The sequence below is a fragment of the Hyphomonas sediminis genome, assembly GCF_019679475.1.
GTDB classification, from domain to species: domain Bacteria; phylum Pseudomonadota; class Alphaproteobacteria; order Caulobacterales; family Hyphomonadaceae; genus Hyphomonas; species Hyphomonas sediminis.
The window spans coordinates 70976-87702 of the sequence record NZ_JAIEZP010000001.1 but is presented as its reverse complement, the minus strand read 5'-3'; the positions used below and the strand labels follow the sequence as shown (position 1 = coordinate 87702).

Annotated in this window: 16 protein-coding genes and 1 tRNA gene; 6 read left to right on the top strand and 11 right to left on the bottom strand. The window is 63.5% G+C overall.

The window, feature by feature from the left end; translation table 11 throughout:
* Positions 1–302: 302 nt before the first annotated feature.
* The gene (locus tag K1X12_RS00450; protein WP_220985672.1) at positions 303–701 is read left to right on the top strand and encodes a hypothetical protein; all 399 of its coding nucleotides are present in this window, start codon (positions 303–305) and stop codon (positions 699–701) included.
* 179 nt (positions 702–880) lie between these two features.
* Here the strand turns inward: K1X12_RS00450 and K1X12_RS00445 are convergent, their stop codons facing one another.
* From K1X12_RS00445 to K1X12_RS00435, 3 genes are all read right to left on the bottom strand, one after another.
* Positions 881–2323 (bottom strand): M20 metallopeptidase family protein, encoded by a 1443-nt coding sequence (locus K1X12_RS00445; protein WP_439649728.1) that lies wholly within the window; start codon positions 2321–2323, stop codon positions 881–883.
* Between the two features lie 213 nt (positions 2324–2536).
* Positions 2537–4141: a DEAD/DEAH box helicase gene (locus K1X12_RS00440; protein ID WP_220985671.1), complete on the bottom strand. Its 1605-nt coding sequence runs from the start codon at positions 4139–4141 to the stop codon at positions 2537–2539.
* A gap of 199 nt (positions 4142–4340) precedes the next feature.
* Positions 4341–4949 (bottom strand): superoxide dismutase, encoded by a 609-nt coding sequence (locus K1X12_RS00435; RefSeq protein ID WP_220985670.1) that lies wholly within the window; start codon positions 4947–4949, stop codon positions 4341–4343.
* Positions 4950–5081: 132 nt separating this feature from the next.
* Between K1X12_RS00435 and K1X12_RS00430 the strand changes: the two genes are divergently transcribed.
* Positions 5082–5666, top strand: coding sequence for a squalene/phytoene synthase family protein (locus K1X12_RS00430; protein ID WP_220985669.1), 585 nt, complete (start codon positions 5082–5084; stop codon positions 5664–5666).
* 96 nt (positions 5667–5762) lie between these two features.
* On the opposite strand, the gene K1X12_RS00425 is transcribed toward K1X12_RS00430, so the two are convergent.
* From K1X12_RS00425 to K1X12_RS00400, 6 genes are all read right to left on the bottom strand, one after another.
* The gene (locus K1X12_RS00425; RefSeq protein ID WP_220985668.1) at positions 5763–6725 is read right to left on the bottom strand and encodes a lysophospholipid acyltransferase family protein; all 963 of its coding nucleotides are present in this window, start codon (positions 6723–6725) and stop codon (positions 5763–5765) included.
* 24 nt (positions 6726–6749) lie between these two features.
* A complete protein-coding gene (locus tag K1X12_RS00420; protein ID WP_220985667.1) occupies positions 6750–7052 on the bottom strand; it encodes a hypothetical protein in 303 nt (100 codons plus the stop codon).
* A gap of 16 nt (positions 7053–7068) precedes the next feature.
* The gene (gene lpxK, locus K1X12_RS00415; RefSeq protein WP_220985666.1) at positions 7069–8055 is read right to left on the bottom strand and encodes a tetraacyldisaccharide 4'-kinase; all 987 of its coding nucleotides are present in this window, start codon (positions 8053–8055) and stop codon (positions 7069–7071) included.
* Entirely contained in the window at positions 8052–9329 is a 1278-nt protein-coding gene (locus K1X12_RS00410; protein ID WP_220985665.1) for a 3-deoxy-D-manno-octulosonic acid transferase, read from the bottom strand. Before K1X12_RS00410 ends, lpxK begins: the two co-directional genes overlap by 4 nt.
* Positions 9330–10070, bottom strand: a complete 741-nt coding sequence (locus tag K1X12_RS00405) for a lysophospholipid acyltransferase family protein (protein WP_220985664.1) — start codon at positions 10068–10070, stop codon at positions 9330–9332.
* 68 nt (positions 10071–10138) lie between these two features.
* Positions 10139–10213, bottom strand: a tRNA-Val gene (locus tag K1X12_RS00400).
* 496 nt (positions 10214–10709) lie between these two features.
* Between K1X12_RS00400 and K1X12_RS00395 the strand changes: the two genes are divergently transcribed.
* The gene (locus K1X12_RS00395) at positions 10710–10952 is read left to right on the top strand and encodes a hypothetical protein (protein WP_220985663.1); all 243 of its coding nucleotides are present in this window, start codon (positions 10710–10712) and stop codon (positions 10950–10952) included.
* On the opposite strand, the gene K1X12_RS00390 is transcribed toward K1X12_RS00395, so the two are convergent.
* On the bottom strand, positions 10922–11635 hold the full coding sequence (locus K1X12_RS00390; RefSeq protein ID WP_220985662.1) for an HAD hydrolase-like protein: 714 nt from the start codon (positions 11633–11635) through the stop codon (positions 10922–10924). The two genes, K1X12_RS00395 and K1X12_RS00390, sit on opposite strands and share 31 nt — an antisense overlap.
* A gap of 81 nt (positions 11636–11716) precedes the next feature.
* Here K1X12_RS00390 and glmU point away from each other — a divergent pair, with 81 nt between their 5' ends.
* The 3 genes from glmU to gor are packed head-to-tail and all read left to right on the top strand — an operon-like array spanning position 11717 to position 15254.
* Positions 11717–13102, top strand: coding sequence for a bifunctional UDP-N-acetylglucosamine diphosphorylase/glucosamine-1-phosphate N-acetyltransferase GlmU (glmU, locus tag K1X12_RS00385; protein WP_220985661.1), 1386 nt, complete (start codon positions 11717–11719; stop codon positions 13100–13102).
* A gap of 9 nt (positions 13103–13111) precedes the next feature.
* Positions 13112–13813, top strand: coding sequence for a ribose-5-phosphate isomerase RpiA (rpiA, locus tag K1X12_RS00380; RefSeq protein WP_220985660.1), 702 nt, complete (start codon positions 13112–13114; stop codon positions 13811–13813).
* A 55-nt stretch (positions 13814–13868) separates the two neighbouring features.
* A complete protein-coding gene (gene gor, locus K1X12_RS00375; RefSeq protein ID WP_220985659.1) occupies positions 13869–15254 on the top strand; it encodes a glutathione-disulfide reductase in 1386 nt (461 codons plus the stop codon).
* Between the two features lie 95 nt (positions 15255–15349).
* Here the strand turns inward: gor and K1X12_RS00370 are convergent, their stop codons facing one another.
* Positions 15350–16657, bottom strand: a complete 1308-nt coding sequence (locus K1X12_RS00370; protein ID WP_220985658.1) for an AAA family ATPase — start codon at positions 16655–16657, stop codon at positions 15350–15352.
* Positions 16658–16727 lie beyond the last annotated feature (70 nt).

Sequence of the window (16727 nt, the reverse complement as noted above, 5' to 3'; positions counted from 1 at the left end):
GCAACCCCCGGCGCCTTATTCCTGCCTTTATTGAATCTGCGCCGCGCGGGGCGCCTCATTCCCGTCATCCCGATTTTGCTCCGGACTTGATCCGGGGCGAAGACCGGGACCCAGCCTTCCTTCCCGCCCATCCCTCGACCTCATCCTGAGCGAAGTCGAAGGATAGAGCGGGCTTCCGCCTCGCCCCCTATCCAACAAACTCCCGGCCCCCGCCGCCCAAAAATCCCAATCCTGCCAGCGCTCTGAAAATAATCCGCCTGCCGCTTATCCACGCCCGCGGGGGCGGGCGTAAACTGCGCCTCATGGTCAATCTTGCCAGCCTCGCCCGGAACCCCGTGTTCGCCTGCTACTTTGAGTGTGTGCATCCCCTGTTCTGGGCCATTCTCTACTGGCAGCTGAAGCGCGCCGCCCTTCGCCTTTCTGAAGGCGGCTACACCAATGCGCTGATCCGCATTCGCTGGTGGGGCGGGGTGGAAATCCTCTATCCCGGCGCGCGCAAGGAAGATCCTTCCGCCTACAAACCAGTGCCCCGCGAGCGTCCCCATTGGTCCGATCCGGCCTGGGCCAGCGATATGCCTGCGGTGTTCACTGCGGACGCGGCGCCTGGCCTTTTTGCCGCCTTCGAAATTGCGGAAGCCGCCCCGCGCCGCCCGCGCCTCAGCGCGGTCATCGTCCAGGCGCCCGCCGCCGACACGTCCTGACGCTCAAACCTGCCCGAACCCAGCCCCCACCACCGGCCAGCGCAAGCTGCGTCCGGCCAAAGCTGCTGGCGCGGCAAAGCCTTCCGGTTTCATGCCGGTCTGATGAGCTCATCCTGAGCGTCCTTCGCCGGGCTCAGGATGAGATCGAAGGATAGAGCGGGCTTTCGCCGCGCTCCGCCTCAATCCTTGAACAGATCAATCGCCGCTGTCGTCATCGCTTCAACGCCGGTGCCGATGGCTGGGTCGTAGTCCGGGCCAAACAGCGGCGAGTGCAGCGAGGGCAGGGGCATGCCGTCGACCTTGGAGGCGGCGTAGCGGTCCGGGTCCACCGCGCCCAGCCAGAAGATCAGGCCGGGGATCTTCTCGTCGGTGCGGGCAAACTGGCCGAAGTCTTCGCCGCCCATCACCGGCGGCACGGCGCGCACATTCGCCTCGCCCAGCTTCTTGGCAACGGCTTTCATCGCCCGCTCGGTCAGGTCCGGATCGTTGAAGGTCGCCGGCGTATAGTCGCGCTCGATGGTGATTTCCGGGGCGGGCGCGCCGAAGGAGGCGGCCTGTCCCTCGGCAATCCGCTTGATGCCGTCCAGCAGCATCTGCCGCGTCTTGTCATCATAAGAGCGAACCGTCAGCAGCAGCTCGGCCTCGTCCGAAATGATGTTGTGCTTGGCGCCCGCCTTGAACGAGCCGACCGTCACCACGGCCGAATCCAGCGGGTTCACATTGCGCGAGACAAGGCTCTGCAGCGCCACCACGATATGGCTGCCGATCAGTACCGGGTCGCGGGTCGAATGGGGATAGGCGCCGTGCCCGCCCACGCCCTTCACCTTGATGTCCACGCTGTCGACATTGGCAAGGGCATAGCCGGAGGAGTATTCCACCGTGCCTGCCGGCGCGCTCGCCGAAACGTGCAGTGCAATGTTGAAGTCCGGGGCCGGGAAGCGGCTATAGAGCCCGTCGGCCAGCATCGCCTGCGCGCCAAGGCCGATTTCCTCAGCAGGCTGAGCAATCATCACCAGCGTGCCCTTCCACTTGTCCTTGTTCTTGATCAGCTCGCGGGCCGTGCCGACCCAGACCGTCATGTGAATGTCGTGGGCGCAGGCATGCATCACCGGGCTGTCCACGCCCGTCCAGGTCTGCGAGGCGATCTTGGAGGCAAAGTCAAAGCCGGTCTGTTCAGGCACAGGCAGGCCGTCCATGTCGGCGCGGATCAGCACCGTCGGTCCCTTGCCATTGCGGAACACGCCGACGACGCCATACCCGCCCACGCCGGGTTTGACCTCGCCGATATCCTTCATCGCCTTCTCGCGCACCCAGGCATCGCCCACATTCTGGGTCACTTCAAAGCCGAGCGCGTTGAGCTCCCCGGCCAGCAGCTTGGAAGTCTCCACCTCGCGGAAAGAGAGTTCGGGATTGGAGTGGAGGTGTTTGTAAATGTCGATCAGGCTGGGATCGGCGGCGCGCAGCTCGCCAACCGGCATGCCGGTCACTGCTGTGCTCGCGGTTGTCGCCACCGCGCCCTCATCCGGGCGCAGCTCGCTCGGCGCGTCGCCGCCATCGGTCTTCTCTCCGCCACAGGCAGCAAGGCCCAGGGCAAAAACGGCAACGAGCAGGCTATGGTGGATTTTCATGACAGCACCCCGGAAACAATCCCTCGATTGGCGGGAAGCCTAATCAGGATTGGGGCGGGGGGAAAGGGGCAGGCCCGTTTGGGCCATAAAGGGCGTAATCAGGCACGCAAAGTGCCCGATCTGACACCGATTGTCCCCGAAATGATCCGGTTTGACACTGTTTGATACGGGCCGGCCCCGAAAAGACCGGCCTTGTACCTGTGTCTGTCAGCGCTTGAGGAAGGCCGGAATGTCCTTGCCGAAACCGATCACGCGGTCAGGCGCCGGCTCGAGGATCAGGTCGTCATCCTTGCGCTTGTAGTCGCGCTGGGGCCGCTCGCGCTTCTCGCTGCGCTCGCTGCGGTCGCCCCGCTCAGCGCGCGGCTGGTCGTCATTGCGCTCGCGGCGTTTCTCGTTCCGCTCGCTGCGGGCAGGGCGCTCGCGCTTCGGGCGGTCTTCAAGAACGGCGACGGCAACAGCTTCCACCGGCTCCGCCACTGCAGCAACGGCAACAGTTTCGGTCTCGGGCGCGTCGATCTCGGCGGTTGCCTCTTCGCGCTCCCGGCGGCCCCGGCTGCGGCCGCGATCCCGGTCACGTTCGCCGCGTCCACCCCGGCCACGCTCCCGGTCGCCGCGTCCGCGCGAACGCTTCTCTTCCGGCGGCAGGGCGGCCAGTTCGTCAAGCAGGCCTTCCGGCATGAATTCCGGAACGTCCTTCTTGATCATCTTCAGCACGAAGCCCCAGGACTTCTCGTCATCTGGCGAAACCAGCGTGTAGCTTTCCCCCTTGCGCCCGGCCCGGCCGGTGCGGCCAATCCGGTGCACATAGTCCTCATCCTTCGGCGGTGGCGCGAAGTTGAAGACATGGCCAACGTCCGGAATATCCAGGCCGCGTGCGGCAACATCCGATGCGACCAGCAGTTTCAGGTGGCCATCGCGGAAGCGTTGCAGTGTTTCCATACGGACGTTCTGTGGCAGGTCGCCATGGATCGGCGCAGCATCATGACCATGCTTGGTGAGCGACGCGGCAACGATGTCCACCTCCACCTTGCGGTTACAGAAGACGATGCCGTTCTTCACCTCGCCGCAAGCCTCGATCACGCGGCGCAGCGCCGTGCGGCGGGCTTTCGCGTCATTGCCGGGCAGCTTGACGACATGCTGGGTGATCGTCTCGGCAGTCTGCGCAGGGCGGGCCACTTCGATCTTCTTGGGATCGCGCTGGAAGTTCTTCGCCAGGCGCTGAATGTCTGCCGGGAAGGTTGCAGAGAACAGAAGGGTCTGGCGGTTGGCAGGCAGCTTGGTGCAGATCTTCTCGATGTCCGGGATGAAGCCCATGTCGAGCATCCGGTCGGCTTCGTCGATGATCAGCGTCTCAACGCCCATCAGCAGCAGCTTGCCGCGGTCGAACTGATCCATCAGGCGGCCCGGCGTTGCGATCAGCACGTCCACGCCGCGCTGAAGCAGGGTTTCCTGATCCTTGAAGCTGACGCCGCCGATCAGCAGCGCCATTGTGAGCTTCAGATACTTGCCATACTTCTCGAAATTCTCGGCGACCTGCGCAGCGAGTTCGCGCGTCGGGCAGAGGATGAGGCAGCGGGGCATCCGCGCGCGGGCGCGGCCGGTCGACAGGCGCTGGATCATCGGCAGCACGAAGGCGGCCGTCTTTCCGGTGCCGGTCTGGGCGATGCCGGTCACGTCGCCGCCCATGGCGATGTGCGGAATGGCTTCAGCCTGGATCGGCGTCGGGATATCGTATCCCGCTTCGGTCAGTGCCTTGAGGATGTTCTCGGCAAGGCCAAGATCAGCGAATTTTACAGTGGGGGTGTCGGTCAATGAATGGTCTCCGGGATGTCTGGTTGATTTGCCTGGCCGCCCGGATTGGCGGCTCTCGTCCTGCGTCTGCCAGACCCCATGTCTGGCCAGTCACAGCCGGGCGAATCCCATGCCCGGAGCGATTGATGCGGCGCACATAATGCAAAAACGCCCGCCGGGAAAGGGCGGGCGTTCTCTTTACGTGCAGATTCTTAACGGCTTACGCGCCGGCCTTGGCCAGGTTCTCGTTCACGAAGTCCCAGTTAACCAGGCTGTTGAGGAACGTGTCGATGTAGTCCGGGCGACGGTTCTGGAAGTCCAGATAGTAGGCGTGTTCCCACACGTCCATGGTCAGGAGCGGGGTGGTGCCTTCCTCGGTCAGCGGGGTTTCGGCGTTCGGCGTCTTGGAGATCACCAGCTTGCCGCCTTTGTAGGACAGCCAGGCCCAGCCCGAGCCGAACTGGGTTGCGCCAGCGGCTTTGAACTCCTTGACGAAGTTGTCGTAGCCGCCGAGGTCGCGCTCGATCAGCTCAGCGACCTTGCCGGTCGGCTTGCCGCCACCATTCGGTTTCATCGAGTGCCAGTAGAAGGTGTGGTTCCAGACCTGGGCGGAGTTGTTGAAGATGCCGGCCTTGGATTTGTCGGCGCCCGAAATCTTGATGACTTCCTCAAGCGATTTGCCGGCAAGGTCGGTGCCGTCAACAAGGCCGTTGAGGTTGGTCACATAGGCCTGATGGTGCTTGCCATAGTGGAAGTTCAGGGTCTCTTCGGAGATGTGCGGCGCCAGGGCGCTGCGGGCATAGGGAAGCTCGGGAAGGGTGAAGGCCATGGCGGTGTCCTTATCTCGCGTTTTTGGTCTCTTTCGCTCAGCAGCGGTTTCGCACATATGGGGTTCATGTCAAACGAGACCACCCCCCTGACCCAAACGCCCTGGGAAGAAATTGATAAAAGAGTCCGGCGTGTGGACGAGGACCGTTGGATTTCCAGCCGGTTTGCCCCCGCAAAGGAACGCCGCGCCCTGATCGCGCTTTATGCTCTGGCGTATGAGCTGGTCCGGGTGCGCGATGCGGTGTCGGAGGAGACGCTGGGACTTATCCGCTTCCAATGGTGGCGCGAGGCGATCCAGGAGATTGCCGAAGGCAAGCCGCCACGGGGCCATGATGTGTGTCTGGCGCTGGCCGAAGAGATCGGCGCGGGCCGCCTGAAGCCGGGCGCGCTGCAAAAGCTGGTCGATGGCTATCAGACCGCGTTCGTGGACAATGACCGCGCCAAGGAACCTGAAGGCTGGCTTGGCCTGACGGCTGCCAATGTGCTGCTGCCGATCCACAACTGGGCCGGCGAGCTGCAAGGGGTGGCGGCGGCCTATGCGGCTTCGCGCCGGCATGCGTCCAAGGCGTTCGGCCCGATCGTTTCGCCCGCGCCCAAGCAGATGCGCCCGGCGATTGCCCATTACCGGCTGCGCAAGCTTTACTGTGAAGGCAAGTCGCCCAACCCCTTCACCAAGCGGTTTTCGATCATGAAGGCGATCAATTCCGGCGAAGTCTGACTCGCCGGAAAAGCGTGGATAAGTCCCGCTAAAAAACTCCAACCGAAACTCCAACGGCGGGACCAAAAACTCCAACCGCGTTGGAGTTTTTTTGTATCAGACGACACCCGCTTCTTTCCAGGCGTCCTTCGGCCAGCGGCGGTGTTGCCAGAACCATTGGCCGGGATGGGCGCGCACCTGCGCTTCGATGAAGGCGGTGATGCGCTCCACCGAGCGGCGGACATCGGCGTCCTGGTCGCCGGTGTTTTCCGGCACGAAGGGCGCGTGAAACTCGATGCGGAAACGGGCCGGGCCTGTGCGCGTGGTGGAGACCGGCACGATCGGCACCTGGTATTTCAGCGCGAGGCGCGAAGGGCCGGGCGCGGTCATCGCTTCATGCCCGAAGAAGGGAACTGGGATGCCCTCATTGAACTTCTGATCGTTCATCAGCGCGATCGGCGAGCCCTTGGCCAGGGCGCGCATCAGCTCTCGCGTGCCGATGCCCTTGGGCGCGTTGACCGCTGTGCCGTAATCATGGCGCAGGTCAGCGATGCGTTTGTCGATATGGGGATTGTTCAGGGCACGGTAGGTCATCACGGCATGGGGAATGCGCTTGGTGATGGCTGCGGGCATGATTTCCCAATTGGCAAAGTGGCCGGAGATGAAGACCGCGCCCTTGCCGCTGTCGCGGATCTGGTCGAGCACGTCGAGGCCGACGATTTCGACGCGGCCGGAGGTGTAGGGATCGATCTTCGGCAGATGGGGCAGCTCGCCCGCTGTGCGCCCGGCGCTTTCCCAAGCGGCCATGGCGGTCTGTTCGATCTGCGCCTCGGTCCAGTCCGGGAAGGCGAGGCGCAGATTGCGCCGCATCGTCTTGTGCTGGGAGAGGCGCGGGCCGATCTTCTTCAGCAGCCAGCCGCCAAAGTCTGACGCCTTGTCCGGCCCCATCGCCTTGACCGGTGCCCAGTAGATCAGATCCCAGGCGATCGTTTCCAGCCGCCATTGCACTCGCTGCCAGAAGGTGGCGCGGTTATCGATGTCCTTCGGGCGGACATAGGCGGTGGGGGACTCGTCGTTCATGGGCTTGATCTAAAGAATAGACGCTTACTCGGTCTTGAAGATATTGTCCTGAAACTCATTCAGGAGATGTCCTGCCGCTATGTCATCACCCGCCTGATAGGCAGTATAAGAGCGATCCAGAATGCCATTCAGATGATTGCGCTTCTCAGCAAATGATGCCTCCGGATAGGCGATCTCCACGCCTTGCCGGAGTTGTTCGAACGCGCGGTCAAGGTTCATTTGATGATCTTCCGGAATGAAGTCTCGATAAGGAAATTGATCAGGAGCGTATGCCATCACATAGGCAATATGGTTCCACAGATCATCAACGCTCTCGACGACAAACATTTATCCAACCTCAATGTCAGCGTTTGAAGATCGGCGCGAGCACCGCGTCAAGCGCGGCGGTGTCTTCGAACACTGCGGTTACCGGCCAGGCGTGGATTTCCTGCCGCACTTCCGGGGGCAGGCGGACATGATCTTTCGTGGTTGTAATCAGGCGGGCCTGATCACGGGCCGCCAGGCTTTTAAGGAATTTGATGTCGGCGGGCGAATAGGGGTGGTGGTCGGCGAAGGGGATAGCGTCCTGAACGTCGCCGCCGGCCTCGGCCAGGCTGTCGAAGAATTTCTGCGGGCGGCCGATGCCGGCGAATGCGACCAGCGGGCCGGGCGGGGGCGGGGCCACCGGGGCCAGGCGCGCGCGCAGCACGGGCAGGCCGCTGGCGGTCACTTCCGGCGGTACGGGGCCTGCGCCCATCAGGATGACAGCATCGGCCCGGGCGAGGCCATCGGCTACTTTCTCGCGTAGCGGTCCCTTGGGCAGGACGTGGCCATTGCCGAAGGGCGCCTCCGCGTCGATGACGATCAGCGTAAGGTCTTTCTTCAGCGAGGGGTTCTGGTGGCCATCGTCCATGACGATCACCTGGACCCCGGCCACGGCCATCGCGCGGGCCGCTTCGGGCCGGTCGCGCCCGATCCAGGCTTCGCCGCTGGCGGCCAGCAATAGGGGCTCGTCGCCGACTTCCTGCGCGGTGTGGGCGCCCGCGTCGACGCAGAGCGGGCCGCGCTCGGTTCCGCCATGGCCGCGCGAGAGGCTGGCGGCGCGGAGGCCGCCTTCGATAATCCGGTTGCGGATGGCTTCTGTGACCGGCGTCTTGCCGGCGCCGCCGGCGGTCAGGTTGCCGATGCAGATGACGGGGACGGGCGCGGTTTCCGGAAGCGTGCGCGCGAGCTTGCGTTTGAGGCCCTTCAGGTAAAGCCAGGACAGCGGCGTCAGCAGGAGCCGGGTCAGCGGGGCAGCTTCGCGGGATTTGGGATCAAGTCCCGCCGACCAGAAATGCGGCGCCTTCACTTTTGGCGATCCGATGCTTCAAGCAGTGGACGGGGCACGAGCGGCAGTAGCGCGCCGAGCGTTACGAGCATCGGCTGGTCAGCCTCTGCGGCAAGCGCGGCGAGGGCGGCATCCGGCACAGGCGGCGTCTCCTTGAAGAAGGCGGCGAGGGCAGCAGTGTCGGCCACAAGATTCACAAGGCCGCTCGCCTCAAGGCTTGCCATCAGGTCCGCGAAGTTATGCACGCGCGGGCCGGAGGCGACGGGGCGGTGGAGGCGGATCGGCTCCAGCGGATTGTGTCCGCCGACGCCTTCGGCGTGGCCACCGCCAAGATAAACAGCATTGGCCATGCGCAGCCAGGTGCCCATCTCGCCCATCGTATCGGCCAGCAGCACGCGGTCGCGCTTATCTGATTGGACGCCCTTGGAGCGGCGGGCATGGCGCAGGTTGCGCTTCTTCAGCAGGGCTTCGATCTCGTCGCCGCGGTCAGGGTGGCGCGGGGCAATGATGAGGGCCACATCCTCGTCCAGCGTTGCCGCTGCATCCAGGAAGATTTCCTCCTCACCCGGATGAGTTGAGGCGGCGACAAGGCAGCGGCGCCCGGCGATGAAATTATTGGTGAGGCGCGTCAGCTCCACATCATTGGCGGCCGGTGGGGGCAGCGCCGATTTGAGATTGCCCGCAGCGCGCACCGCGCGGCCGAGCAGGCTTTCAAGACGCTGGCCCGTGTCGAGGTCTGCAGCGAGCACAATCTCGAACCCGCCGACAAGCTGGCGGAAGAGGCCGCGCACCTTCTGCCAGCCGTCGGCAGATTTCTGCGTCATGCGGGCATTCACCAGTGCCGTGCGCGCGCCATTCTTGCGCGCTTCATGGATGAGGTTTGGCCAGATTTCGCCTTCGGCAAAGACGCAGAGATCCGGCTTCCAGTGCTGGATGAAGCGGCGGGCGGCTTGCGGGGTATCGAGCGGGGCCATCGCGTGGATGGCGTTGTCCGGCAGGAGGGGGCCGAGCAGGCGCGCGGAGGTCACCGTCTGGCTGGTGAACACCAGCATCACGCCGGGCCGCTCTGCAATGAGGCGGCGGCCAAGCTCCAGCAGCAGGCTGCTTTCGCCGACGCTCGCGCCATGCAGCCAGACCAGGGGGCCGGGGCGGCGCGGCGGCAGGCGCTTAGCGTAGCGCTCATGCAGGCGGAGATAATCCTCCTTGCCATCCTTTGCGCGCTTGCTCAGCACGAAGCCAAGGAAAGGCGAAGCGGCATAAGTGGCCAGCCGGTAGGCGAACAACGCAGGCGTCATTCAGTCACGAACTCCGGCTTGTGTGGGTTGAACCGCATAACCTGCCAGCGTTTCGGCCCGCAGGGTTGCTTCATCCATGCCGCGTTGCAGCGCGTCTTGCAACGCTTCGGGCGAGGCATCGCGCGGGCAATCGATCAGCGGGCCGAAAACAATGGCACCCCGCGTAAAGGGAAGGGGAACGATGAAGCGGTCCCAGCTATTGAGGCGCGGCGCGGGGCGGGTGGAAATGGCATAGGGCAGCACTTTTGTGCCGCTGCGCTGGGCCAGGGTGACGGCGCCCTGGCTGGCGATGCGGCGCGGACCGCGCGGGCCATCCGGCGTCATGCAGATATAGCCGCCTTCGCGCAGCCGGCCGGCGGCTTCGGCAATGGCGCGCAGGCCCCCTTTATCCTTATTGGCTTTCTTCTTGTTGCCTTTCGAGCCACGTACGACATCCAGATCCAGGTGCTTGATGGCGCGGGCGACGGATTCGCCATCTGGCGAGAGGGAAATCATCATTGCGGCGCGCTCCCGCCGTTCCGGCCAGCGGCGTATGGCCCGGTTCCAGCCCGAGGGCATAAGAAGGATTGTCTCGTGCCAGCAGGCGACCACAAGGCCGGGACATTCATCCGCCAGGCTTGCACGGGCTTCGGCTTCGCCTTCGATTGTCCAGCGCACGGTGCGCCCAACCAGCACCATCCAGGCCCAGATGAGCCAGCCAACCACGGCGACAACAGGGGCGGAGCGGAGGAACGCTTTCATCTGGCGGCTTATACTGCGCTTCGGTGGAGGCGCCATTGCGGAGTTCAGAGGAGGTGCAGTCGGGAAGGTGGTGGGCGATACAAGGTTCGAACTTGTGACCCCTGCCGTGTGAAGGCAGTGCTCTACCGCTGAGCTAATCGCCCGACCGCGAGCGGGGTGGGTAAAGCTGGTGCGCAATCAGGTCAAGCACATATCGCAAAGCATATGCATGATGGTCAGAACGGTGTTTCCATGGTTAAGTCGCCAGACTTGTACGCATGGGTGGGGTGAGTTGCCATGCGATTATGCATATTTGAAGCAGGTCTCACATTTCTGCGCGCGCCTCACGAGTGGACGCAGCGGAATGTTGTGGATTTGCAGGGCGCCTGAAACCGGTTGCAATTTCAAGAGCATTCGAAAAATCAAGGCGATGGGATGAACGCAAAATGAATGTCTGTTCATAATGAACGTTTGTTCATATTAGTTGATTAAGATAATGTTATATAGAATAACTCTTGAGAAACACCTCAAACATTGTCATTTAGCCGACATACACAGACGGGTCGGCAAGGTCCGCGTGATGAACCTAAGAAGGACAGGCACAGACAGCCACGGCTGTCTTAACTTCTAGAACGAAAAAAATCGCCTGGAGAGAGCAGAGTGAAAGATTGGTGTGACGAAGAAGGCGCGAAGCGCCTCCGCGAAAAAATCAATTCGTATTGGGCAGAGCGTGGTTATGAGGTTGACGTCAACCTTGTGGACGCAGGCTTTGTTCCCGCAATGCGGAGCGCCCGCTGCGACGTGCGCTCGAACATGGTCAATGGCATGCCCCGCCGCCGCGCGGTGGGCGAGGCGGGCGCCGCGCGTCCGACCTACCGTCCCAGCCGTGAAGCGACCGCCTGATTTTTCAGGACTGAAAGAGCCGGAAACAACTCGGAATAGTGGCCGATCGTAACATCGGGCGCGATCTCTTCGACGGTTTCCTGCTCATAGCCAAAGGTCACGAATACGAAGGGCAGCCCGGCATTCCGGGCTGCCCTTTCATCTGTCCGGCTATCGCCGACAAACAGGGCGCGCGCCGGATCGCCGCCAGCAGCCCGCACGGCTTCGAACACATGGTCGGCATGGGGTTTCTTGTTGGTTGCCCGGTCGGCGCCCAGGATCGCGGCAAACCGGCTGGTGATGCCCAGCTCCCCAATCAGCTGTTCGCTCAGATCCTGCCGCTTGTTGGTGCACACGCAGAGCGTTGCGCCCGCCTCCAGCAGAGTATCCAGCGCCGGGACACAGCCCTCGAATGGCCGCGAGCCAACCGCAATATTGGCGACGTAATAGGCGATGAACTTCTCGAAGGCAGCGTCCATTTCCGCGGCTGGTAGCGTGATGTCCTGAATGCCGAAGCCCTTTTCCATCATGGCCCGCGCGCCGCTGCCGATCAGCGTGGCCACGGTCGGCAGGTCCACCGGGCGCAGGCCTGCATCGGTCAGCACATGGTTGAGCGCGCCCAGCAGGTCCGGCGCGGTATCAACCAGCGTTCCATCCAGATCGAATGCGACGGTCCAGCCCTCGAAACTGCTGATTTCAGCCATCCGGAATTCTCCTTCGCCCTCGCCAAGATGCGGGGTTTCGTCTAGGCGATGGGGTAGAGGAAAGCGAGAGGGAGCCCGCATTTGACCCAAGGCCAGAGACAGCGCGCCGCCGTAATCCTAGCCGCCGGCAAGGGCACGAGGATGAAGTCGCCCTTGCCGAAGGTGATGCATGCCGTCGCCGGCCGGCCGATGGTGGACTGGTCGATCGAGCTTGCGCGCACTGTGGGCGCCGCGCGCATCGTTGCCGTGGTCCATCCCTCGCAGGATGTGCTCATCGCGCACCTTCAGAAGCATCATGCCGATGTGGCGATTGCCTTCCAGGACCCGCCGCAGGGCACCGGCCATGCCGTGCGCTGCGCCGAAGGCGCGCTGGCAGGCTTTGAGGGCGATCTTGCCGTGCTCTATGGCGACTCGCCGCTGGTGCCGGCCGCCACTATCGAAGGCCTGTTCGCCACCCTGTCGGAGACGACCGGCCTTGGCGTGCTGGGCTTCGAGGCCGATGAGCCCGGCCTTTATGGCCGGCTGATCACCGGCGCCGATGGCAGCCTTGAGGCGATTGTCGAGGCGCGCGAGGCAAGCCCCGAGCAACTTCAGGTGCGCCTCTGCAATTCCGGCGTCATGGCGGGCCGCGCCAAGGATATGTTCCGTCTGCTGGCGAATGTGACCAACAACAATGCCAAGGGCGAATACTACCTGACAGACCTTGTGGGCCTTGCGCGCGCCGAACGCATCCGCTGCGCCGCGGCGGTCTCGGGTGAAGACGATCTCATCGGCTGCGATTCCAAGGCCGACCTTGCCGAGGCTGAAGCCATCTTCCAGCGCCGCCGCCGCCGCGCGCTGATGGACGCGGGCGTTACCATGGTCGCGCCTGAAACCGTGTTCCTGTCGCATGATACCGAGATTGGCGCCGATGCGGTGATCGAGCCGAATGTCGTGTTCGGCCCCGGCGTGCGCGTGGCAGGCGGGGCGCAGATCCGCGCGTTCAGCCATCTGGAAGGCGCCGTCGTCGGCGAAGGCTGCAGCGTTGGCCCCTATGCGCGGCTTCGTCCGGGCACGGTGCTTGCGGCGAATGTCCATATCGGCAATTTCGTCGAGACAAAGAATACGGAAATGGGCGAAGGCGCCAAGGCAAACCATCTCGCCTATCTCGGCGATGGCAGCATCGGGGCCGGCGCCAACATCGGCGCAGGCACGATCTTCTGCAATTATGATGGCTTCTTCAAACACCATACCGAAGTGGGCGAGGGGGCTTTTGTCGGGTCCAACTCCTCCCTCGTTGCGCCGGTTAAAATCGGGGATGGCGCCTATATCGGCTCGGGCAGCGTCATCACGAAAGACGTGGCCGCCGACGCGCTCGCCGTTGCGCGCGGGCGCCAGATGGAGCGCGAAGGCTGGGGCGCAGAGTTCCGTACAAAGAAGGCCGCCGAAAAGGCCGCGCGCGGCTCAGGCAAGGACAAGAAGGGCTGAGGCGGGCTCATGGCAAACGACATTGAAAAGCAGAATGCCGCCGCCGCTGCGATGGAGTTTGTCGAAGAGGGCATGACCATCGGTCTCGGCACAGGCTCCACGGCGAAGTTTTTCGTGGAGATGCTGGCCGATGAAATCGCCGATGGGCTGATCGTCCGCTGCATCGAGACCAGCAACCAGACGCGCGATCTCGCCCGCAGCCTTGGCATTCCGCTGATCCCGTTCGAGCAGGTGGACCGCATTCACCTGACCGTGGACGGCGCCGATGAGGTTGGCCCCGGCGGCGTGCTGATCAAGGGCGGCGGGGCGGCGCTGCTGCGCGAGAAGATCATCGCGAACGCCTCCGATCACATGGCCGTGATTGCCGACAGCTCCAAGGAGGTGCCCCATATCGGCGCGTTCCCGCTGCCGGTGGAGGTGACGCCGTTCGGTTACACGATCACCGCCAAGAAGGTGCACGACGCGCTGACCGCGGCCGGCGTGGACCGTCCCCGCGTAGAGCTGCGCAAAGCGCCCCAGAGCGTGGACCTGCTGGTCACCGATGGCGGCAACTTCATCTTCGATTGCCATTGCGGGCGCATTCCCGATCCCGCAAAGGCAGCCGCCTATCTCTCCGCCGTGCCGGGCGTTGTGGAGCATGGCCTGTTCATCGGGCTCGCACGCACCGTCATCATCGGCGAGGAAAATGGCGCCCACATCATTGAATACTGAGCCGGGCGCCTCACATTCCGGGCCGGAAACCCATTTGAAATCCAAGGAAATTCCCATGACCGACACTGCCTACGACTATGACCTGTTCGTGATTGGTGGCGGCTCTGGCGGGGTGCGCGCCGGAAGGATCGCGGCGCAGGCGGGCGCGAAGGTGGGCCTGGCTGAGGAATACCGGATGGGCGGCACCTGCGTCGTGCGCGGCTGCGTGCCCAAGAAGTTCATGGTCTATGCCAGCAAGTATGGCAAGGATATCGAGCTTTCCGCCGGATACGGATGGAATGTCGGGGAAGTCTCCTACGAGCATGGCCGCTTCATGGATGGGCTTCATGCCGAGGTCGAGCGCTTGTCGGCGATCTATGACCGGAACCTGAAGAATGCCGGCGTCGATGTGTTTGATGAGCGCGCCGAGTTCGTTGATGCGCATACGCTGCGCCTGAAAAAATCCGGCAAGACGATCACTGCCGGCAAGATCCTGATCGCGGTGGGCGGGCGCCCCTGGCTGCCGTCGGCAGAAGAACTGCCGGGTGTCGAGCATGTGATCGATTCCAATGGCGTGTTCGAGATGACGGACCTGCCCAAGCGTATGGTCATCGCGGGCGGCGGCTATATCGCGGTCGAGTTCGCGCATGTCTTTGCCGGGCTCGGCACGGAAGTTACGCTCGTCTATCGCGGTGAAACCGTGCTGCGCGGCTTTGACGACGAAATCCGCCTCGCCGTGCATGAGGGCCTGAAAGAGTCCGGCGTGCGCGTCGTCACCAAATGCGTGTTCAAGTCGATCGAGAAAGGCGCGTCTGGTCTCACTGTGAAAATGAACAGCGGGCATGAGATCGAAACCGATGTCGTGCTGATGGCGGTGGGCCGCCGTGCGAATACGGATGATCTGGGCTGCGACAAGGCCGGCGTGAAGCTGGGCGAGAAGGGCGAAGTGCTGGTCGATGACTGGTCGCGCACGAATGTGCAGAACATTTGGGCCGTGGGTGATGTGACCGACCGCGTGAACCTCACGCCCGTCGCAATCCGCGAAGGCCACGCCTTTGCCGACACCGAGTTTGGCGGCAAGCCGTGGAAGATGGATCACGCCAATATCCCGACTGCCGTGTTCACCCAGCCGGAAGTCGGCACGGTTGGCATCTCCGAAGCCGAAGCGCGCAAATCCTTCGGCGAGATCGATATCTACAAGACGAAGTTCCGCCCGATGAAGAACATGCTCAACGGCGACCAGACGCGCACCTTCATGAAACTTGTCGTGCGCGCCTCAGACCAGCGCGTGCTGGGTGTGCATGTGGTGGGCGATGACGCCGCCGAGATGATCCAGACCGCCGCGATTGCCGTGAAGATGGGCGCCACGAAGCAGGACTTCGACCAGACCTGCGCGCTGCACCCATCCGCCGCCGAAGAGCTCGTCACGATGCGGACGAAATGGGTGCCGGAAGGGGTTTAAGCCTCAAGCCGGGCCTTTCCGTTTTCGTCACCCCGGAATTTGCATAGCAAATATCCGGGATGACGGCGCGCATGGGGGCGCGTGAAGGGGCGGGTTTAGTGCCCCTTCTTCCCCTCATTCAGATCACGGATCTCCAGCGCCACCTGTTTCAGGCTTTCGCGGATGGGTTTCAGGCCGCCGCCGCGCCCGGCATGGATGACGAGTTGGCGCCAGGCGGGCTGGCCATCCTGGGGCGCCTTGACAGCAAAGTGGGCCGAGCGGGGCAGGGCCGCCGTCATCAGCGAATGTGACAGGGTGAAGCCTGCTATCTCGTCGAACACACCATTGCGGGCGTCGGCCTCGAAGGTCGATTGCTCATTCCGGTTCACGGCATTGAACAGGATCGAGAGTTCGGGCCGCTTGGGCTCTTCAATCTGGTTACGGATCACCTGGGCGAGCAGGCGCACGCCGCGCAGGGAATAGATGTCGGCATGCATCGGCGCGATCACCCGGTCTGCCGCCTCCAGCGCGCAGCGCGTCAGGAAGGTGGCGTTCGGGTTCGTATCGAACACGATGAGATCATACTCGCTGCGGTAATGCTCCACGCTGCGCAGGAAATGCTGCTTGATCGCGGCCAGCGCGTCGGGGTCTGCCGCGAAGGCGTATTTCGAGATCTCGAACTGGCCGGAGATAATGTCGAGCCGGCCGGGCGGGCCATCGACCCCGAGGATGGGGTGAACAAACTGGTCGCGCGGGGCGGGCGTGAAGGGCTGTGTTGTCAGGCCCAGCCAGTTCTCCGCCGGGGAAGCCGCGTCGCGCGCATGCAGGCGCGAGCGTTCGAAGAGCGAGATTACCGAGCGGTCCTGCGCCGAAGAGGCGTCGGCTGTCTCCATCGGGTAAAAAGTCTGGGTGAGGTTATATTGCGGGTCGAGGTCGATCAGCAGGACGCGGCCGCCGAAGGCTTCCTGCCACGCGCCGAAGACCTGCGCTGTCACGGTCGTCTTGCCGACCCCGCCCTTGAGGTTCATCACCGCGATGACCGGGCATTTCTTGCGGTAGGCTTCCTGCGTCTCGGACACGAGCTGATCCAGCCCGTCCGGCATCGCCGAGGAGAGACGCAAGGCCGGCTGGACTTCCTGCTTGAAGAAGCCGTTGAGGCGCGCCTTGTCGACCTGGTAGGGGATGAGCTTCAGGCCCAGCGCCTTGGCCGCCTCAACATCCTGGCGCACCCGGCGCGAGCGAACCGCTTCAGCCGAAACGAGCACGATCACGGCGAAGGACCGGTCGATGGCCGCGTCCGCTTCCTCGCGCGTCGTGTCGCCCGTGGGATAGAATACCGTTACGGAAGCCGCCCGCAGGGCCTCGTGCAAGGCCAGCAGGGCGTCCGGGTCTTTGCCCGAATGGCTGATATATACGTGCGACATGTGGCCCCGCGCCTCATGAATCTGGTGTCTGGAAGGGCCTTTTAGCGGCCCAACCGGCGATTCCGCCATC